This window comes from Providencia sp. PROV004 (assembly GCF_011045615.1).
Taxonomy (GTDB): domain Bacteria; phylum Pseudomonadota; class Gammaproteobacteria; order Enterobacterales; family Enterobacteriaceae; genus Providencia; species Providencia rettgeri.
This window is the reverse complement of record NZ_CP042859.1, coordinates 4,277,738-4,294,260: the sequence shown is the minus strand read 5'-3', so window position 1 is coordinate 4,294,260 and position 16,523 is coordinate 4,277,738. Positions and strand designations below refer to the sequence as shown.

Genomic DNA, 16,523 nt, shown 5'->3' with positions numbered 1-16,523 from the left:
TGATAAAACAGTCAAAATTCCCCATAATGATTGAATCAAGTCACTTTTGTGTGCAAATTATGTGCAATTAAGTGCATATTTGACTTGTGTTATACGTTAAACTTTATTTAACGACATATAATTTATTAGCATGCTATATTTTGTTCAGAAAACTGAAAGTGTTGGGTTAGAAATAGCAAGCGTGAATTTTAAAATGAGTCGCATTTTTTAGGCCAATGATTTGCGGCCAACAGCGTTATAGCTAAAATTTTGAGGTGATTGTGCAACTGACTAGTTTTACAGATTATGGGTTACGAGCTCTTATTTACCTGGCATCCCTAGGTGAAGGGAAAATGACCAGTATTACAGAGGTCACCGAGGTTTACGGTGTATCGCGTAACCATATGGTAAAAATTATTAATCAGCTCAGTCACCTAGGTTATATTAAAGCCACTCGTGGCAAAAATGGCGGGATTACACTAGGACAACCAGCGGAATCAATTCGTATAGGGGACGTTGTCAGAGCATTAGAGCCCCTGACTCTTGTTAATTGTAGTGGCGAATTTTGCCACATTACACCTGCGTGTCGTTTAAAAGGTGTGCTACACCAAGCAATACAGCAGTTTTTACAAGAACTTGATCAATACACGCTGGCGGACATGGTGAAAGATAACAGCCCGCTCTATCAACTACTGCTTGACTAGCATTTGCGGTAGTTATGAATTCTGATGACAACGGAGGTAACGATGTCACAAGATCCTTTTCAGGAAAGAGAAGCAGAAAAATACGAGTCCCCAATTCCAAGTCGAGAATACATTCTTGACCTTATCTCGAAGCGTACTGCACCCGCTAATCGCGAAGAAATCGCACAATTATTGAATTTATCGACAGAAGATGAATTAGAGGCACTGCGTCGTCGGTTAAGAGCCATGGAACGGGATGGGCAATTAGTCTTCACTCGCCGTCAGTGTTATGCATTACCGGAGCGTTTAGACTTATTAAAAGGGAAAGTGATTGGCCATCGTGATGGCTACGGCTTCCTGCGTGTTGAGGGTAAAAAAGAAGATTACTATTTATCTCAAGACGAAATGAAACGCGCCCTACATGGTGACGTTATTCTAGCGCAACCTTATGGGCAAGACCGTAAGGGGCGGACAGAGGTTCGTGTTGTTCGTGTGTTAGAACCGCGTAATAACCAAATTGTTGGCCGGTATTTTATTGAATCGGGTATGGGGTTTGTCGTACCGGATGATAGCCGTTTAAGCTTTGATATTTTGATTCCGAAAGATCGCGTCCTTGGCGCTCGTATGGGAAATGTGGTGGTGGTTGAATTAGTCACCCGCCCACAACGTCGCTCGCAAGCGGTGGGGAATATCATTGAAGTATTAGGCGAAACAATGGGAACAGGTATGGCGGTAGAGATCGCTTTACGTACCCATGAAATTCCACATTCATGGCCACCACAAGTTGAAAAACAAGTTGCGGACCTGAGTGAGCATGTCCCTGAGTCTGCAAAAAAAGGGCGCGTTGATTTACGTGATCTCCCTTTAGTGACCATTGATGGCGAAGATGCCCGCGACTTTGATGATGCGGTTTATTGTGCACCGAAAAAAGGCGGTGGTTGGCGCTTATGGGTGGCGATTGCGGATGTCAGCTATTATGTCCGTCCGCAAACAGCTCTAGATACAGAAGCTCGTAGTCGCGGTAACTCGGTATATTTTCCATCTCAAGTTGTTCCTATGCTCCCGGAAGTCTTATCGAACGGCCTGTGCTCACTGAATCCTGGTGTTGACCGCCTGTGTATGGTGTGTGAAATGACAGTATCGGCATCCGGTAAGCTTTCGTCATACAAGTTCTATGAAGCGGTTATGAGCTCTCATGCAAGGTTAACTTACACGAAAGTGTGGAAAATCTTGGAAGGAGACGAAGAGCTGCGTGAGCATTATAAAGCCTTAGTGCCGCATATTGAGCATCTGCACCAATTATATAAAGCACTGGATGCTGCACGTATTGAGCGTGGTGCAATTTCCTTCGAATCCGAAGAAGCGAAATTTATTTTTAACGCAGAACGCCGTATTGAAAGTATCGAACCGGTTGAGCGAAATGATGCACATAAATTGATTGAAGAGTGCATGATTTTGGCTAATATTGCGGCGGCTCGGTTTGTTGAGAAAAACGAAGAGCCTGCTTTATACCGTGTGCATGACCGTCCTAAAGAAGAAAGCGTGATGAATTTACGCTCAGTATTCAGTGAATTAGGGTTGACCCTACCGGGTGGAATGAAGCCAGAGCCGAAAGATTATGCGCAGGTAATGAATGAAGTGGCTGAGCGCCCTGACCATGAATTACTGCAAACCATGATTTTACGTTCGATGAAACAAGCGATTTATGATCCTGAAAACCGCGGGCACTTTGGCTTAGGTTTGAAATCGTATGCTCACTTTACATCACCAATTCGTCGTTATCCTGACCTGACGTTACATCGTGGGATAAAATATTTACTGGCGAAAGAACATGGTCATTCAGATAAGCGCTGGACGGAAACAGGTGGCTGGCATTCAGATATGGATAGCATGTTACAGCTTGGTGAGCACTGTTCAATGACTGAGCGCCGTGCGGATGAAGCGACGCGTGATGTGGCTGACTGGCTTAAATGTGATTTCATGCAAGACCAAGTTGGCCAAACCTTTACAGGTTTAATCACAAGCGTCACTGGTTTTGGTTTCTTTGTGCGTCTTAATGATTTATTTATTGATGGTTTAGTGCATATTTCAACGTTGGATAATGACTACTACCGTTATGATGCGGTCGGTCAGCGTTTAATTGGTGAGTCATCAGGTACCACTTACCGTCTTGGTGATGAAGTGGAAATTCGTGTCGAAGCTGTGCATATGGATGAGCGCACCATTGATTTCGCTTTAATTTCAACTACTCGTAAAGCGAAAAACCCGGGTAAAACAGCGCGGGACAAAATGAAGCAAGAAGTGAAAAACGCGACGCGTCCAGCTCGTCGAAAAGCGGATGCGAGCAAAGATAAAAACTTCGAGCCTGATTCTGCATTTCGCCGCTCAGAGAAAAAAGGGAAAAAAGCTGAAGCTAAGCCCGAGGCGAAAGGGAAAGGAAAAGGCAAAAAACCGTCTGATAAAACCAGAAAAATTACAGCAAAATTAAAAGCTAAACGAGTTGCAAAAAAATCCCAAAAACAAGAGGGATAATGGTATTGCTGTAGTTATTAACCATCGTTATTAACCAAAGTGGCGTATTAGCGCCACTTTACTATTTATATAAATAAGAAATTTATGAGCGAAATGATTTATGGCATTCACGCAGTGAAAGCCTTACTGGAGCGTTCACCGCAACGCATCAAAGAAGTCTATATTCTGAAAGGTCGTGAAGATCGCCGATTAATGCCGTTGGTGCATGAAATTGAAGCATTAGGTGTCGTCGTTCAAGTGGCGAATCGTCAATGGATGGATAGCCAAACTGAAGGTGCGGTTCACCAAGGCATCATTGCGAAAGTACTACCAGGTAAACAATATCAAGAAGGTGACCTGCCTGATTTATTGGAGAGCACACCATCGCCATTTTTATTGGTATTGGATGGCGTGACAGACCCACATAACTTAGGTGCATGTTTACGTAGCGCTGATGCGGCAGGTGTTCATGCTGTGATTGTTCCTAAAGATAAATCCGCTCAGCTTAATGCAACTGCGAAAAAAGTGGCCTGTGGTGCGGCAGAAAATATTCCTCTTATTCGTGTGACGAATCTAGCAAGGACATTGCGCTTGCTACAAGAATACAATGTATGGATTGTGGGAACGGCAGGTGAAGCTGACCACAATTTATATCAAAGCAAGTTAACGGGCCCGATAGCTCTGGTGATGGGAGCTGAAGGTGAAGGTATGCGTCGTTTAACTCGTGAGCATTGTGACGAGTTAATTAGCATTCCAATGGCAGGTTCTGTGTCATCATTGAACGTCTCTGTAGCAACAGGGGTTTGCTTGTTTGAAGCCGTGCGTCAGCGCTTATCCGTTTCTGTAGAAAAATAATATTTAGCGTAAAATTGCATCCATCTCTTGAGTTTTATATCAGGGATGGGTATAGTTACGCGTCAATTTTTTAGCCGCACTCAACAAGTTCCTTGCCTCCGCGGGCCGCGGTTAACCCAGACAGGAGGCTAATAATCCGTAAGGAGCAACTACTAATGCGTCATTACGAAATCGTTTTTATGGTCCATCCTGACCAAAGCGAACAGGTTCCGGGCATGATCGAGCGTTACAGTGCTGTTATCACTAACGCACAAGGTCAGATTCACCGTCTGGAAGACTGGGGCCGCCGTCAACTGGCTTACCCAATCAACAAACTGCACAAAGCACACTATGTTCTTCTGAACGTAGAAGCGCCGCAGGAAGCGATTGATGAGCTGGAAACTAACTTCCGCTTCAACGATGCCGTTATCCGCAGCATGGTTATGCGCTTAAAACACGCAGTAACAGAAGCTTCTCCAATGGTCAAAGCTAAAGACGAACGTCGTGGCCGTGACATGTCTGATGAATATCAGGATGAAGAAGTAGAAGAAACTGGGGATTCTGAAGAGTAATTGCGCAAGTGACCACTAATCGTTTGGTGCTCACAGGCACAGTCTGTAAAGCATTGATTCGAAAAGTGAGTCCGTCAGGCATTCCTCACTGCCAGTTTGTTTTAGAACATCGTTCGGAGCAACAGGAAGCGGGGTTGTCAAGGCAAGCATGGTGCAGAATGCCCATTATCGCCAGCGGACAAACCTTACAAGCTCATACTCACAGTATAACGGTCGGCAGTTGGATTACAGTAAGCGGTTTCATTAGTACCCATCAGGGTCGCAATGGGATCAGCAAGATTGTCCTCCATGCCGAGCAGATTGATTTGATAGATTCTGGAGACTAGCCATATGGCACGTTATTTCCGTCGTCGCAAGTTCTGCCGTTTCACAGCGGAAGGCGTTCAAGAGATCGACTATAAAGATATCGCAACGCTGAAAAACTATATCACTGAAAGTGGTAAAATTGTACCAAGCCGTATCACCGGTACTCGTGCAAAATATCAACGCCAGCTCGCTCGTGCTATCAAGCGCGCTCGCTACCTGTCTCTGTTACCATACACTGATCGTCATCAGTAATTGGTACAGTCCATTAACGACTAATAGAGGATAAGGTAATGCAAGTTATTCTGCTTGATAAAGTAGCTAACCTAGGTAGCCTGGGTGACCAAGTTAACGTTAAATCGGGCTATGCTCGTAACTTCTTAGTACCACAGGGCAAAGCTGTTCCTGCAACTAAGAAAAACGTTGAATTTTTCGAAGCTCGCCGCGCTGAACTGGAAGCTAAATTAGCTGACGTTCTGGCAGCAGCACAGGCTCGTGCAGCAGCTGTTACTGCACTGGGTTCTGTAACTTTAGCTTCTAAAGCTGGTGACGAAGGTAAACTGTTCGGTTCAATCGGTACTCGTGATATCGCTGACGCAATCACTGCGGCTGGCGTTCAAATCGCGAAAAGCGAAGTTCGCCTGCCAAACGGCGTTCTGCGTACTACTGGTGACCACGAAGTTCACTTCCAGTTACACAGCGATGTTTTCGCAGAGCTGAACGTTATCATCGTTGCTGAGTAATCAATAATGATGATATGCATCATTGGGTTATCCATGGTGCAAATAAAAAACACCGGCTAAGTCCGGTGTTTTTTGCTTTTTAGATATCTGTTTTTTTTATTTCATAAGCGTTTTTGCACTAATACTAAGGCGTTCTGTAATAACTCCCATCGCTTAATCGCGCAAAGCTATAGGTTTTTCCATCAGAACCGGTAGTTTCTAATAATTGAACTTCACCTTTTGAATTGGCTTTTAATCGAATTTTTTGCCCTTGACGTAAATTACTCAGTGGTTTTTCTGCACCTTCTACGCGAGCCATAATAAAAGCGTCATTGGCTTGTAAGTTATTATCACGAAACAGTTGTGCGAGAGTCTTCCCTTTTTGAACTCGGTAGTTTTGCCATTCGCTAGTTGAAGGGCGAGTGGTTTTGGGCTCAGGCGCTTTTTCTGGTGAAGTCACTATTGGAGGCTCATTGGGTGTGGGCTCAATAGGTTCTGGAATAATCTCAGGCTCAGTAGGTAAAAGTGGGGAATTACCTTCAGGTGTCGGCACTGGCTCTGGTACTGGTGGTGTAATAGTAGATTCAGGCATGACCTCAGGGGTAGTGGGTGGGGGAATGACAATCGGTTGGTTTTGAACAATATCGCTGGGGGATTTATCACTTGTAGGCCAAAAAAAAGTGACCACGACAATTAGAGCGAGCAGTGCAATACCATAGCGATGAAATTTTGAAAGTTTAAACATCACTCCTCCTTGATGAGGCAATGAGTAAATTAGACCGTATTAATACGCATACTAGCACCCTTTTTAGACATTTTTAGCGTTTAGCTGAATTTTTCAGAGAACACTGAATAAATTTGTCGGGAATCAATCAGTTTTATTCTTTAGATTCATTGTTTGGGTTTACCCATAAGGGTGAGGCTGCTATTCTTGGTTTTTCTCAAAATCATATGGGTATTTTCATGGCAAACCAAAATTTCGATTCGGTAGAAGCTCAAGCGAGTTATGGCATAGGTCTACAAGTTGGGCAGCAATTATTAGAGTCAGGGCTAGAAGGTTTAGTGCCAAATGCAATCCTAGCAGGTCTCGTTGATGCTTTAGAAGGCAATATGCCATCGGTACCTGTTGAAACTCTGCACAAAGCATTGCGTGAAGTGCATGAGCGTGCCGACGCTGTCCGTGTCTCTCGTCAGGCAGCATTAGCGGAAGAAGGCCAAAAATTCCTAGATGAAAACCAAAAACGTGATGGTGTTTCAACGACTGAGTCAGGCTTACAATTTTCAGTGATTAACCAAGGTGATGGTGCTATCCCATCCCGCTCAGACCGTGTACGTGTTCATTACACAGGGCGTTTAATTGATGGCTCTGTGTTTGATAGCTCAGTACAACGTGGTCAGCCAGCAGAATTTCCTGTAAGTGGTGTTATTCCTGGTTGGATTGAAGCATTGACTCTGATGCCAGTTGGTTCTAAATGGGAATTGTATATTCCTCATCAATTAGCTTATGGTGAGCGTGGTGCAGGCGCATCAATCCCGCCATTCAGCACATTAGTATTTGAAGTTGAATTACTTGAAATTTTATAATTTCTGTTAATTTAGTTCACAGCTAAAAAGCCTCATTGTCTTTGGACTTTGGGGCTTTTTTTATGGCGTTAATTTCACACAATTGCTACTCTTGCTATAAAGGGTCATCAGAGAGGTGAATAATATGCTACAGCAAATTTGCGAATTAGCTCAAGAAGCGGGTTATGCGATTATGGAAACTTATAATGCGCAAGAACCTTTACAGGTTGAACATAAAAGTGATAATTCGCCTGTGACCGAGGCTGATATTGCCGCCCACAATGTGATTACAGCAGGCCTTGCTCGCATTGCCCCTGATATCCCTCAACTGTCTGAAGAAGACCCTCCACAGTGGTCAACCAGGCAGAATTGGCAACGTTATTGGTTGATTGACCCATTGGATGGAACGAAAGAATTTATTAATCGTAATGGGGATTTTACGGTTAACATTGCACTGATTGAGAATGGCGTACCAACGATGGGGGTGGTATATGCCCCCGCGAAAGGGTTGCTATATTATGCGGAAGGAAATCAAGCCTGGAAGGAAGAAGGTGGCCACAAGCAACTTATTCATGTGAATGATGCTAAGCCTCCGGTGATTGTTATTAGCCGTTCTCATCAAGACAATGAATTAATGGATTATTTAAAACAAATGGGTGAACACACGACAGTAGAAATTGGTTCTTCACTCAAATTTTGTTTGGTTGCGGAAGGAAAAGCACAGCTTTATCCACGTTTTGGGCCTACGAATATTTGGGACACTGCTGCGGGTCATGCGGTTGCCATTGGTGCAGGTGCGAAAGTCGTTGATTGGCACGGAAAAACGTTAGACTACACACCGCGAGAATCCTTTTTGAACCCAGGTTTTCGGGTCATTTTATTCTAAATATTGGTAAAGGTTGGGAAGTGATTTCCCAACCTAATTAATAACTAATTATCTAGTTTCAGCACTTTGGCAGTAGTTGTACGAATATCTAAACAGGCTTTTGCATCCGTTTTTAAATCAATCCCATAGGTTGGAATGATATCTTTTAAACGTGTTTCCCATCCATCGGCTTTGAGTTGGTCATCAAAACAGGTTTTTAATACATTTAGTGCAATAAATGCCGCAGTGGAGGCCCCCGGAGATGCGCCCATCAATACAGTAAATGATTTATCCGCACTGGTAATCAGTTCTGTACCAAATTCTAAAACCCCTTTCTTATCATGGTCAGGCTTAATAATTTGTACTCGTTGCCCTGCAACCACCTCTTTCCAATCCTCATGCTGTGCTTCTGGGTAGAATTGTTGCAACATGGCAAATTGGTGAGCAGAAGTTTGCAGAACTTGGCCTACTAAGTATTCTGCGAGTGACCAGTTATCTTTCGCAACCGCAAGCATTGGTTCAATGTTATTCAATTTAACCGATTCAAACAGGTCTAAATAAGAGCCGTGCTTAAGGAATTTACTCGAAAAACCGGCATAAGGCCCAAATAATAGAGAACGTTTACCTCCAATAATGCGAGTGTCCAAGTGTGGAACAGACATTGGTGGTGAGCCTTTATCTGCTTTACCATAAACTTTTGCATGGTGGCGAGAAGCAATTTCTTCGTTATCACAACGCAACCAGATACCACTAACAGGGAATCCACCATACCCTTTTCCTTCAGGGATCCCAGATTTCTGCAGTAATTCGATTGCCCGCCCGCCTGCACCAACGAACACAAACTTCGCGGAAGTGATCGTTTTTTCATGCGTGAGTAGATTTTTAACTTCAATATTCCATCTGCCATCGGGGGTCTTTTTAACATCGATGACTTCATGTTTATAGTGAATTGAAAAACCGGATTGTTCGCTTAATTGTGCAATTAATAAATGCGTTAGTGCACCGTAATCGACATCAGCACCAGTATTAACACGGGTAACCGCAATCGCTTCTTTAGGGTCACGACCCTCCATGATCAAGGGAGCCCATTCGTTGATCTGTTTTGGATCATCACTGTATTCCATATTGTGGTAACAGTGGTGAGCAGACATCTGTTGGTAGCGTTGTTTTAAGAATTTTACATTGTCTTCACCCCAAACAAAGCTCATATGTGGGCATGGGTGAATAAAGTCACGTGGATCTTTAATTTTACCTTTGGTGACTAGATAAGACCAAAGCTGGCGAGAGAGATCGAACTCCGTATTGACTTCAAGCGCTTTACTGATATCCACCGTACCATCTGGGTTTGGTGGAGTATAGTTCATCTCACAGTTAGCGGCATGACCTGTTCCCGCATTGTTCCACGGATGGGAGCTTTCTTGGGCACAGTCGTTTAGCCTTTCAAAAACAGCAATCGTTAGCGAAGGCTCTAGTTCTTTGAGAAATGTACCAAGCGTTGCACTCATGATCCCTGCGCCGATGAGAGCAATATCGACATTTTCAGCAATCGGTTTATTCATGATGGCCTCTATTTTTTTGTTGGAGTAAAGCTAAGATTGGTACCTTCTTGATAGACAACATAAGCACGACGCCATGGCTCATCACCAATAAGCCGCCATTTATGGCCGGTTCCTGTATTATCTTGCGCAAGTAAGATATCACCAGGATTGATGATAAATTTAGAACCATCTTTAGTTTCGAATTCTAAAGTGCCGGAAAGGGTAATGACATAACGAGGAACAGGGTCTTGATGCCAATCAAAAGAACCGCCGGAAACTGTTTCACGGAAGGTCAGTTCACTGGCTGCAATGGCGGAGGTTTGGCTATCTCCTCCTGTGACATTATTGAGCTCAAGAGTGCCTTCTTCAAATAGAGAATTTCCATCTTCTCCTGTCCACATACGAACGCAGCGTATCATTTTATTTAGCTCCTTAATCACCGATTGTAGTGTATAACAATTATTTGATATTAATTGGATACAAAAATAAGACTCTTAAAATGATGATAAATAAAATTAAATATTATTTAAATTTAAGGTTTTTTAGCGGATAGGTCAAAGTGAAATATGTTTTATCTTGGAATTATGGTTTTATTTTTTAATAAAAGAATAAAATAATAAAAGTTGATTATCTTTTTACGATTGTTTTTATTTTTATCGTTCGTTTAATGATTGATAAAAAATAGGAAAGCTCACTATGACTTTATTTTATCATTATGAGCTATCAGAGCTGGATTAGCTATTTGAGAATAGCGTTTAGGGCGAGGTATTGGATCAACATGATGGTTTTACCATCAACAATTTCTCCCGTTTTAATCGCATCAATGGCTTTAGAGAAAGGCCACTCTAAAACTTCAATATCTTCGCCTTCTTCCTTAAGTCCACCACCCGCGTTTTGACGATTATTATCACTGTATTCAGCGATGTAAAAGTGGAGTTTTTCGGTGACAGAGCCTGGGCTCATAAAGGCTTCAAAAACTTTTTGAATTTTATCGACTTTAAAACCCGTTTCTTCTTCGGCTTCAGCAATAATTCGTGTTTCTGGTGAGGCGTTTTCGAGTAAACCTGCGGCAGCTTCAATTAGAAAATCAGAATAGCCATTTATATAGACTGGCATACGAAATTGGCGAATTAATATAATGCTATTCTTTATTTTGTTATATAACAAAATAACGGCACCATTGCCTCTATCATAGACTTCGCGTTCTTGTTGTTGCCAACTACCGTCTCGTCGTTGTAACTCATAAGTATATTTTTTTAAAATATACCAATTGTCTGAAAGCAGTTTCTCTCGAATATTACGTATGTTGGGGAGTTTTACAGTCATTAAGCAGCCTTAGTAAGCAAAAATGATTTTGTTAATTTAACACTGTTAATTTCTGTATGAAATAGGATTTAGATGGGACCTACTTTAAAGCAGATCCCATTGTAAAGCTGTGAATTATTTAATGATTTGGATTTGTTTAACTTCGACTTCTCTTGAATTCCAGTCTTTATCAATTTTACCGCGAATTTCAACTTTGTCTTTTGGCGTTACGTTGATACCGTTCCAACGCTTTTCACTGATTTCTAAATTAATGGTGCCAGTACCATCAGTGAACTCATAATGTTTATTATCGAGTTGTTTAACGATATTACCACGTAAAATAACCCAGCTATCATCTGACATATCAAGTGCTTTTGCGACCGTCATTTCCCCACTATTTGGGCCGATGAAACCACCCGTTTGAGTCGTTTGAGTCGTTGTATTTATGGCTGCACCTGGGCCATCAAATCCACCATTTGCAGCGAAAACAGGGGCACTTGCGAGTGCAGCAACTAAAGCGATTACAGGTAATTTTTTCATCATCAGTATCTCCAAATGGACATGAACTTGTTGTTTGTATGGAGGGTATTAAACCAAGTAAATCTTAACAGGATCTTAAGAAACATAATTAACGAATTATATTTTTAATTTTATTAATTATAGCTAGTCATCTCAAGACTGATGGGATAAATATAATAATATGCTGAGGTGGAGGATATTATGCGTATTCTATTAATTGAAGATGACAGGCTAATTGGTGATGGTCTAAAAGTGGGATTAACACAGCTAGGGTTTACGGTTGATTGGTTTATGGATGGTAAACAAGGGCAAATCGCTTTATTTGATGCACCCTATGATGCTGTTGTACTCGATCTTTCATTACCAAATATTGATGGCATGGATATTTTAAAATATTGGCGCAAGGAGGGGCGTGATGAACCTGTCTTGATTTTGACGGCACGAGATGCACTGGATCAACGTGTTCAAGGGTTACAACAAGGGGCTGATGATTATCTTTGTAAACCTTTCGCTTTAATGGAGGTTATGGCACGTTTACAAGCGTTGATCCGTCGTCGAAGTGGGCAATTGTCGTCTAAGCTTACACATGGTGATGTTGAAATGGACCCGATTGCAATGACAGTGACACAGCAAGGCGAACCTGTACAGCTAAAGGGTAAAGAGTTTGCCTTACTATCTTTATTTATGCATAACCCAAATAAAGTTTTCTCTCGTCCTTTAATAGAAGAAAAATTGTATAACTGGGATGAAGAGGTCTCTAGCAATTCTGTTGAGGTACATATCCACCATTTAAGGCGTAAATTAGGTAATAAGTTTATTCGAACCATTCATGGTGTTGGCTATCGATTAGGTGATGATAAATGATGAAGACATTTAGTCTTAGGCTGAAACTCACTTTAATGCTGCTCCTGTTAGCTTTGCTGACATGGGGGATCGCCAGTTCGTTAGCGTGGTACCAAAGCTATAAAACGATTAATGAGCTATTTGATACCCAGCAAATGGCGTTTGCTAAACGGCTATCTGTTTTACCATCAGACTTTGAATTGAGCCGGCCTTCCCTGACTAAAACCAAAAAATTATTGCGCAAGAACCGTGGCCATCAGGATGACGATGCATTGGCATTTGCTATCTTTTCACAGAATGGCGAAATGGTATTAAACGACGGTGATAACGGTAGAGATATTGTCTACCAATTTAAGCGAGAAGGGTTTACCGATGGGATGCTCCAAGGAAGTGACGACCCTTGGCGTTTGGTGTGGTTAAAATCTCAAGATGGTCAATATGTTATTGCAGTAGGGCAAGAGTGGGAGTACCGGCAAGAAATGGCGACCGATATTATGGTTGCACAATTTATGCCTTGGTTGATGGCTTTGCCAATTATGTTATTGCTATTTTTATGGCTGCTCACACGTGCTTTACGTCCATTGAGGGATGTAGCAAAGCAGTTATATCACCGAAAGCCAGATGAATTAACCCCAGTACAAGTAACGCGCATCCCCAGTGAAGTAAGACCCATTATTGACTCCATGAATGTGCTATTTGGCCGTATTAATGACATGTTTGCTCGCGAGCGACAATTTACATCGGATGCCGCTCATGAATTACGTAGCCCACTCGCAGCGTTAAGAGTACAGGCGGAAGTGGTACAAATTGCGGGGAATAATACAGATATCCGTAATCATGCAGTGGCTAATTTATCGGAAGGTATTGATAGGGCAACAAGGCTTGTTGACCAACTACTCATGTTGTCTCGGTTAGAGTCATCCTCGCAACTTGATGATATTACGGCGGTATCTTGGCCCATATTAATTGAAACAGCAATAAAGGATGTTGAACCCGAAGCTCAAGAGCAGCAAACAACGATAATAAACACCTTAATAAGTCGTCCCCCTGATTTTCAAGGTCAGCCATTACTACTCAATGCGTTGCTGAGAAATTTACTCAATAATGCAATACGTTATGGAAAAATAGCTGGGCGAGTGGAGATCATTTTGTATGCTGACCACCTTGAAATTCAAGATGATGGTAATGGTGTGACACCTGAAGTTTTACAGCGTCTAGGTGAGCGTTTTTATCGTCCACCAGGACAAGAAAAGACAGGGAGTGGTTTAGGACTCTCTATTGTTAAGCGGATTGCGCAATTGCATCATTTGCAGGTTATTTTTACTCATGGCACTAATGGCGGGTTTTGCGCCAAAGTGTATTGGAATGAAACTAAAGCGTGATAATGCGCACATTAGTCATGATTATTTATGAAAAAAACAATCATAATTATGCATGTTTAATGTAAGGGTATTTTAGCATAACTCACTATTTTTGACGTAATAGAGATAGACTGAATTGTAAGTGTAGTGTGCGAAATTACGCACACTACATAATAGTAAAAGTTTGACCTTATTGGTTTAGTGATGAGCTTAACAAACTAATGACTTTTTGAATTTCTTGGGGATTTAATTCACCATCTTTGAAAAACAACACCTTTCCGTGATTATCCAATACGATAATTGCTGAACTTTCTGGTTTCAAACCCCATGCACTCTTCACCGTACCCTCGCTATCAACAATAAATTGTGAATAAGGGAACTCTTTTTTGCTATCTTCAACACTATTTTTAACAAATACACCCGTACCGAACATTGCATCATCAGTATTAATGATTGTTGTTGTTTGATAGGTATCATGCGGGAATTTGGCTTGTTTGATGGCTTCAACTAAAGGGGCATTGAGCTCTTTTGCGGAAGAACGGCCAGCAATATGTTGAATTGTCCGTACTTTTCCAACGAGCTGTTGGCTTTTCCACGGTTGATAATCCAACTTCCCTTCATTATTTATGACAAGCTCACCTTTGTCGATGACAGAAATGGTAGGAACAGATTGGCTTAATTGAATATTTGCAGCAGAAGCTATCGCTGATGCCCCTAGCAAGCATATTAAAAGTAAATAATTTCTTATCATAACAGCCTCTTGATTGATTATTTTGTCATGTGAGCCTAACGGTTTGTCTGATTACTGCTATTTATAGCATAGCTCATCGGATGAGTTACAAGAGGTAATTTAACATTTTTTTAAAATTCAGAATAAAAACAATGTTTATAGGGTTTTAACAGTTAGTTTACAGTGTCATGTTATGTCAGTAAATTGAATAAAACTGCAATTTTAGAACCAAAGTGAAAATTTCTGGTCTATGATTATTGTACGGTATGAGTTATTGAATATCGTAAGAACAAAGGGGAGGCAAAGTTCTAATGAAAATTTTTAACCGTTATAACCCATCAAAGATTGCTCTTTACGTCAAAACGCTATTCCGTGGCCGGCTCTATATTAAGGATTTTGGGGCATTTGAGTTTAACTATGGGAAAATTCTACCACCTAAAATTAGTGATAAGCGCCATTACAATGTGATGAGTGAGGTCAACAAACAGGTTTCATTATTGCAGGCAGAAATGGGGTAGGTTAATCAAGAAGGTTTTGGTTAACAACGCGCCACATGGGTGGCGCATTGAAAGAAACGGCTTCGCCATCAAGCACTAATGTTCAGTATCTTTTGTTTGTTGTTTTGCGTCAGCCGTTTCAATAGTATTTTTTCCGGGCTGTACAACGACAGGTGATGGCACCGTAGTAAGACGAGTTACGAGTAATTGGTCAATTTTGTAATTATCAATATCGACAACTTCAAATTTGTATCCCGCATATTTCACATAATCTGTCCGCTTTGGCATTCTTCTTAACCGGTACATCATAAACCCTGCGATGGTTTCATAGTTGCTAAAGTCAGGGAAATCATCAATATCCAAAATGCGCATCACATCTTCGATCGGTGTTCCACCTTCAACTAACCAAGAATTCTCATCACGTACCACGATTTGCTCTTCTTGTCCTGGACCAATTAAGTCTCCCATTAAAGTGATCATTACATCATTGATGGTAATGATACCCATGACTAATGCATATTCGTTAAGAATAACAGCAAAATCGACGGCGTTTGTTTTAAATGCTTCTAAGGTATCTGATAATGAGAGAGTGTCAGGGATCATTAGCGTATTTCTAATGTGAGCACCATCTTTTAAACTTAAGCTCTGCCCATTGAGCACGCGATTAAGTAATTCTTTTGAATCAACATAACCGATAACATGATCGATATCCCCTGCACACACTAGGAACTTAGAATGGGGTTGGGTTGAAATTTTATGTTTGATACTGTCTTCTGACTCATCTTTGTCAAAATAAATAATGCTCTCACGTGGGGTCATGGCTGATGGCACAGTACGTGATTCCAGCTCAAACACATTCTCAATTAATTCGTGTTCTTGCTTACGTAATACACCCGCTACAGCACCCGCTTCAACGACCGCAAAAATATCATCAGAAGTGATATCTTCATTACGTGACGTCGGTAATTTGAATAACTTAAAAAAGAGGTTCGCAAGGCCATTAAAAAACCAGACGAATGGGCCCAGTACCACTAAACAGAAGCGCATTGGATTCACAATGCGAATCGCAATGGCTTCAGGTTTTACCATACCGATACGTTTAGGTGTTAAATCTGCCACTAAAATAAACAAGCTCGTCACAATGGTGAACGACAGTACTGATGAAACTTGCTGAGCCCAGCTTGGCGATAAAAATTGAATAAAGATATCGTACAAAGCTGGAGAAAAAGCAGACTCTCCCACAATACCGGCAAGGATAGCAACGGCATTTAAACCAATTTGAACGACGGTAAAAAACATTCCCGGCATTTCTTGTAATTTAAGCACGCGAGCCGCATTAATGTTGCCTTCATCGGCCATAAGTTTAAGTTTAATGCGGCGGGAAGCCGCCAGAGAAATTTCTGACAAAGAAAAGAATGCGCTGATTGCACATAATAATAGAACAATTAATAAACTGTTGAGCATAAGTTATCCAGCCAATCAAAGGAAGAATCCATAAAATTCAAAAATCTCTGAAGGCATAGTCTCGTGTATTTAAATATATTGAGTATGCAAATATATGTTGCGCGATATGCGCAAATTGTTGATATGTTGCATTAGTATAGCACTGAGGTGATTTATCTGCCTAGATATTCATCATCATTCAAGCTGCTTTAAGTCATATTGAAAAGCAGCTTGAATGGTTGGGAAGATGAACTC

At 41.5% G+C, this 16,523-nt stretch carries 19 protein-coding genes; 12 read left to right on the top strand and 7 right to left on the bottom strand.

Features of this window, described 5'->3' with window-relative positions; all coding sequences use genetic code 11:
• Positions 1–260 precede the first annotated feature (260 nt).
• The 7 genes from nsrR (at position 261) to rplI (ending at position 5,625) form a co-directional block, all read left to right on the top strand.
• A complete protein-coding gene (gene nsrR, locus FVA69_RS19825; protein ID WP_004907407.1) occupies positions 261–683 on the top strand; it encodes a nitric oxide-sensing transcriptional repressor NsrR in 423 nt (140 codons plus the stop codon).
• 42 nt (positions 684–725) lie between these two features.
• Positions 726–3,194 carry a ribonuclease R gene (gene rnr / locus FVA69_RS19820; RefSeq protein WP_004907409.1) on the top strand — a complete coding sequence of 823 codons (2,469 nt, stop codon included), beginning with the start codon at positions 726–728 and terminating at the stop codon, positions 3,192–3,194.
• 84 nt (positions 3,195–3,278) lie between these two features.
• Positions 3,279–4,028: a 23S rRNA (guanosine(2251)-2'-O)-methyltransferase RlmB gene (gene rlmB, locus FVA69_RS19815; RefSeq protein ID WP_004907412.1), complete on the top strand. Its 750-nt coding sequence runs from the start codon at positions 3,279–3,281 to the stop codon at positions 4,026–4,028.
• Between the two features lie 155 nt (positions 4,029–4,183).
• Complete coding sequence (gene rpsF / locus FVA69_RS19810) at positions 4,184–4,579, top strand: 30S ribosomal protein S6 (RefSeq protein ID WP_004905988.1); 396 nt, start codon at positions 4,184–4,186, stop codon at positions 4,577–4,579.
• Positions 4,580–4,587: 8 nt separating this feature from the next.
• Positions 4,588–4,905, top strand: coding sequence for a primosomal replication protein N (gene priB, locus FVA69_RS19805; protein ID WP_004907414.1), 318 nt, complete (start codon positions 4,588–4,590; stop codon positions 4,903–4,905).
• Positions 4,906–4,909: 4 nt separating this feature from the next.
• Positions 4,910–5,137, top strand: coding sequence for a 30S ribosomal protein S18 (gene rpsR, locus FVA69_RS19800; RefSeq protein ID WP_000135199.1), 228 nt, complete (start codon positions 4,910–4,912; stop codon positions 5,135–5,137).
• Positions 5,138–5,175: 38 nt separating this feature from the next.
• Positions 5,176–5,625, top strand: a complete 450-nt coding sequence (rplI, locus tag FVA69_RS19795; RefSeq protein ID WP_164529242.1) for a 50S ribosomal protein L9 — start codon at positions 5,176–5,178, stop codon at positions 5,623–5,625.
• A gap of 124 nt (positions 5,626–5,749) precedes the next feature.
• Here the strand turns inward: rplI and FVA69_RS19790 are convergent, their stop codons facing one another.
• Positions 5,750–6,349: a LysM-like peptidoglycan-binding domain-containing protein gene (locus FVA69_RS19790; RefSeq protein WP_164529241.1), complete on the bottom strand. Its 600-nt coding sequence runs from the start codon at positions 6,347–6,349 to the stop codon at positions 5,750–5,752.
• 218 nt (positions 6,350–6,567) lie between these two features.
• Here FVA69_RS19790 and FVA69_RS19785 point away from each other — a divergent pair, with 218 nt between their 5' ends.
• Positions 6,568–7,188, top strand: a complete 621-nt coding sequence (locus FVA69_RS19785) for a peptidylprolyl isomerase (protein ID WP_004907421.1) — start codon at positions 6,568–6,570, stop codon at positions 7,186–7,188.
• A gap of 124 nt (positions 7,189–7,312) precedes the next feature.
• Complete coding sequence (gene cysQ / locus FVA69_RS19780) at positions 7,313–8,053, top strand: 3'(2'),5'-bisphosphate nucleotidase CysQ (protein ID WP_004907423.1); 741 nt, start codon at positions 7,313–7,315, stop codon at positions 8,051–8,053.
• A gap of 44 nt (positions 8,054–8,097) precedes the next feature.
• Here the strand turns inward: cysQ and mqo are convergent, their stop codons facing one another.
• The 4 genes from mqo to FVA69_RS19760 all read right to left on the bottom strand — a co-directional run bounded on the left by mqo (position 8,098) and on the right by FVA69_RS19760 (position 11,415).
• On the bottom strand, positions 8,098–9,591 hold the full coding sequence (mqo, locus tag FVA69_RS19775; protein ID WP_164529240.1) for a malate dehydrogenase (quinone): 1,494 nt from the start codon (positions 9,589–9,591) through the stop codon (positions 8,098–8,100).
• Between the two features lie 8 nt (positions 9,592–9,599).
• On the bottom strand, positions 9,600–9,989 hold the full coding sequence (locus tag FVA69_RS19770; protein WP_004907427.1) for a cupin domain-containing protein: 390 nt from the start codon (positions 9,987–9,989) through the stop codon (positions 9,600–9,602).
• Positions 9,990–10,308: 319 nt separating this feature from the next.
• Positions 10,309–10,896 (bottom strand): GDP-mannose pyrophosphatase NudK, encoded by a 588-nt coding sequence (gene nudK, locus FVA69_RS19765; protein WP_004907428.1) that lies wholly within the window; start codon positions 10,894–10,896, stop codon positions 10,309–10,311.
• A 114-nt stretch (positions 10,897–11,010) separates the two neighbouring features.
• Positions 11,011–11,415 (bottom strand): YgiW/YdeI family stress tolerance OB fold protein, encoded by a 405-nt coding sequence (locus tag FVA69_RS19760; protein WP_042851727.1) that lies wholly within the window; start codon positions 11,413–11,415, stop codon positions 11,011–11,013.
• Positions 11,416–11,595: 180 nt separating this feature from the next.
• Here FVA69_RS19760 and qseB point away from each other — a divergent pair, with 180 nt between their 5' ends.
• Positions 11,596–12,258, top strand: a complete 663-nt coding sequence (gene qseB, locus FVA69_RS19755) for a quorum sensing response regulator transcription factor QseB (RefSeq protein WP_004907431.1) — start codon at positions 11,596–11,598, stop codon at positions 12,256–12,258.
• Positions 12,258–13,619, top strand: coding sequence for a quorum sensing histidine kinase QseC (gene qseC, locus FVA69_RS19750; protein ID WP_164529382.1), 1,362 nt, complete (start codon positions 12,258–12,260; stop codon positions 13,617–13,619). Before qseB ends, qseC begins: the two co-directional genes overlap by 1 nt.
• A gap of 169 nt (positions 13,620–13,788) precedes the next feature.
• Here qseC and FVA69_RS19745 read toward each other — a convergent pair whose 3' ends face one another.
• A complete protein-coding gene (locus tag FVA69_RS19745; RefSeq protein WP_164529239.1) occupies positions 13,789–14,349 on the bottom strand; it encodes a YtfJ family protein in 561 nt (186 codons plus the stop codon).
• Between the two features lie 290 nt (positions 14,350–14,639).
• Here FVA69_RS19745 and FVA69_RS19740 point away from each other — a divergent pair, with 290 nt between their 5' ends.
• Positions 14,640–14,846 carry a DUF1107 domain-containing protein gene (locus FVA69_RS19740; RefSeq protein WP_109912131.1) on the top strand — a complete coding sequence of 69 codons (207 nt, stop codon included), beginning with the start codon at positions 14,640–14,642 and terminating at the stop codon, positions 14,844–14,846.
• Between the two features lie 75 nt (positions 14,847–14,921).
• Here FVA69_RS19740 and FVA69_RS19735 read toward each other — a convergent pair whose 3' ends face one another.
• Positions 14,922–16,289, bottom strand: coding sequence for a hemolysin family protein (locus tag FVA69_RS19735; RefSeq protein ID WP_109912130.1), 1,368 nt, complete (start codon positions 16,287–16,289; stop codon positions 14,922–14,924).
• Positions 16,290–16,523 lie beyond the last annotated feature (234 nt).

Excerpts from the sequence above, each read along its gene's own strand:
- FVA69_RS19790 (WP_164529241.1), bottom strand. The coding sequence starts at position 6,349 with ATGTTTAAACTTTCAAAATTTCATCGCTATGGTATTGCACTGCTCGCT.
- FVA69_RS19745 (WP_164529239.1), bottom strand. The coding sequence starts at position 14,349 with ATGATAAGAAATTATTTACTTTTAATATGCTTGCTAGGGGCATCAGCG.
- qseB (WP_004907431.1), top strand. The coding sequence starts at position 11,596 with ATGCGTATTCTATTAATTGAAGATGACAGGCTAATTGGTGATGGTCTA.
- FVA69_RS19760 (WP_042851727.1), bottom strand. The coding sequence starts at position 11,415 with ATGAAAAAATTACCTGTAATCGCTTTAGTTGCTGCACTCGCAAGTGCC.
- rplI (WP_164529242.1), top strand. The coding sequence starts at position 5,176 with ATGCAAGTTATTCTGCTTGATAAAGTAGCTAACCTAGGTAGCCTGGGT.
- nudK (WP_004907428.1), bottom strand. The coding sequence starts at position 10,896 with ATGACTGTAAAACTCCCCAACATACGTAATATTCGAGAGAAACTGCTT.
- rpsF (WP_004905988.1), top strand. The coding sequence starts at position 4,184 with ATGCGTCATTACGAAATCGTTTTTATGGTCCATCCTGACCAAAGCGAA.
- FVA69_RS19770 (WP_004907427.1), bottom strand. The coding sequence starts at position 9,989 with ATGATACGCTGCGTTCGTATGTGGACAGGAGAAGATGGAAATTCTCTA.
- qseC (WP_164529382.1), top strand. The coding sequence starts at position 12,258 with ATGAAGACATTTAGTCTTAGGCTGAAACTCACTTTAATGCTGCTCCTG.
- mqo (WP_164529240.1), bottom strand. The coding sequence starts at position 9,591 with ATGAATAAACCGATTGCTGAAAATGTCGATATTGCTCTCATCGGCGCA.
- FVA69_RS19785 (WP_004907421.1), top strand. The coding sequence starts at position 6,568 with ATGGCAAACCAAAATTTCGATTCGGTAGAAGCTCAAGCGAGTTATGGC.
- FVA69_RS19740 (WP_109912131.1), top strand. The coding sequence starts at position 14,640 with ATGAAAATTTTTAACCGTTATAACCCATCAAAGATTGCTCTTTACGTC.
- cysQ (WP_004907423.1), top strand. The coding sequence starts at position 7,313 with ATGCTACAGCAAATTTGCGAATTAGCTCAAGAAGCGGGTTATGCGATT.
- rlmB (WP_004907412.1), top strand. The coding sequence starts at position 3,279 with ATGAGCGAAATGATTTATGGCATTCACGCAGTGAAAGCCTTACTGGAG.
- FVA69_RS19735 (WP_109912130.1), bottom strand. The coding sequence starts at position 16,289 with ATGCTCAACAGTTTATTAATTGTTCTATTATTATGTGCAATCAGCGCA.
- rnr (WP_004907409.1), top strand. The coding sequence starts at position 726 with ATGTCACAAGATCCTTTTCAGGAAAGAGAAGCAGAAAAATACGAGTCC.
- rpsR (WP_000135199.1), top strand. The coding sequence starts at position 4,910 with ATGGCACGTTATTTCCGTCGTCGCAAGTTCTGCCGTTTCACAGCGGAA.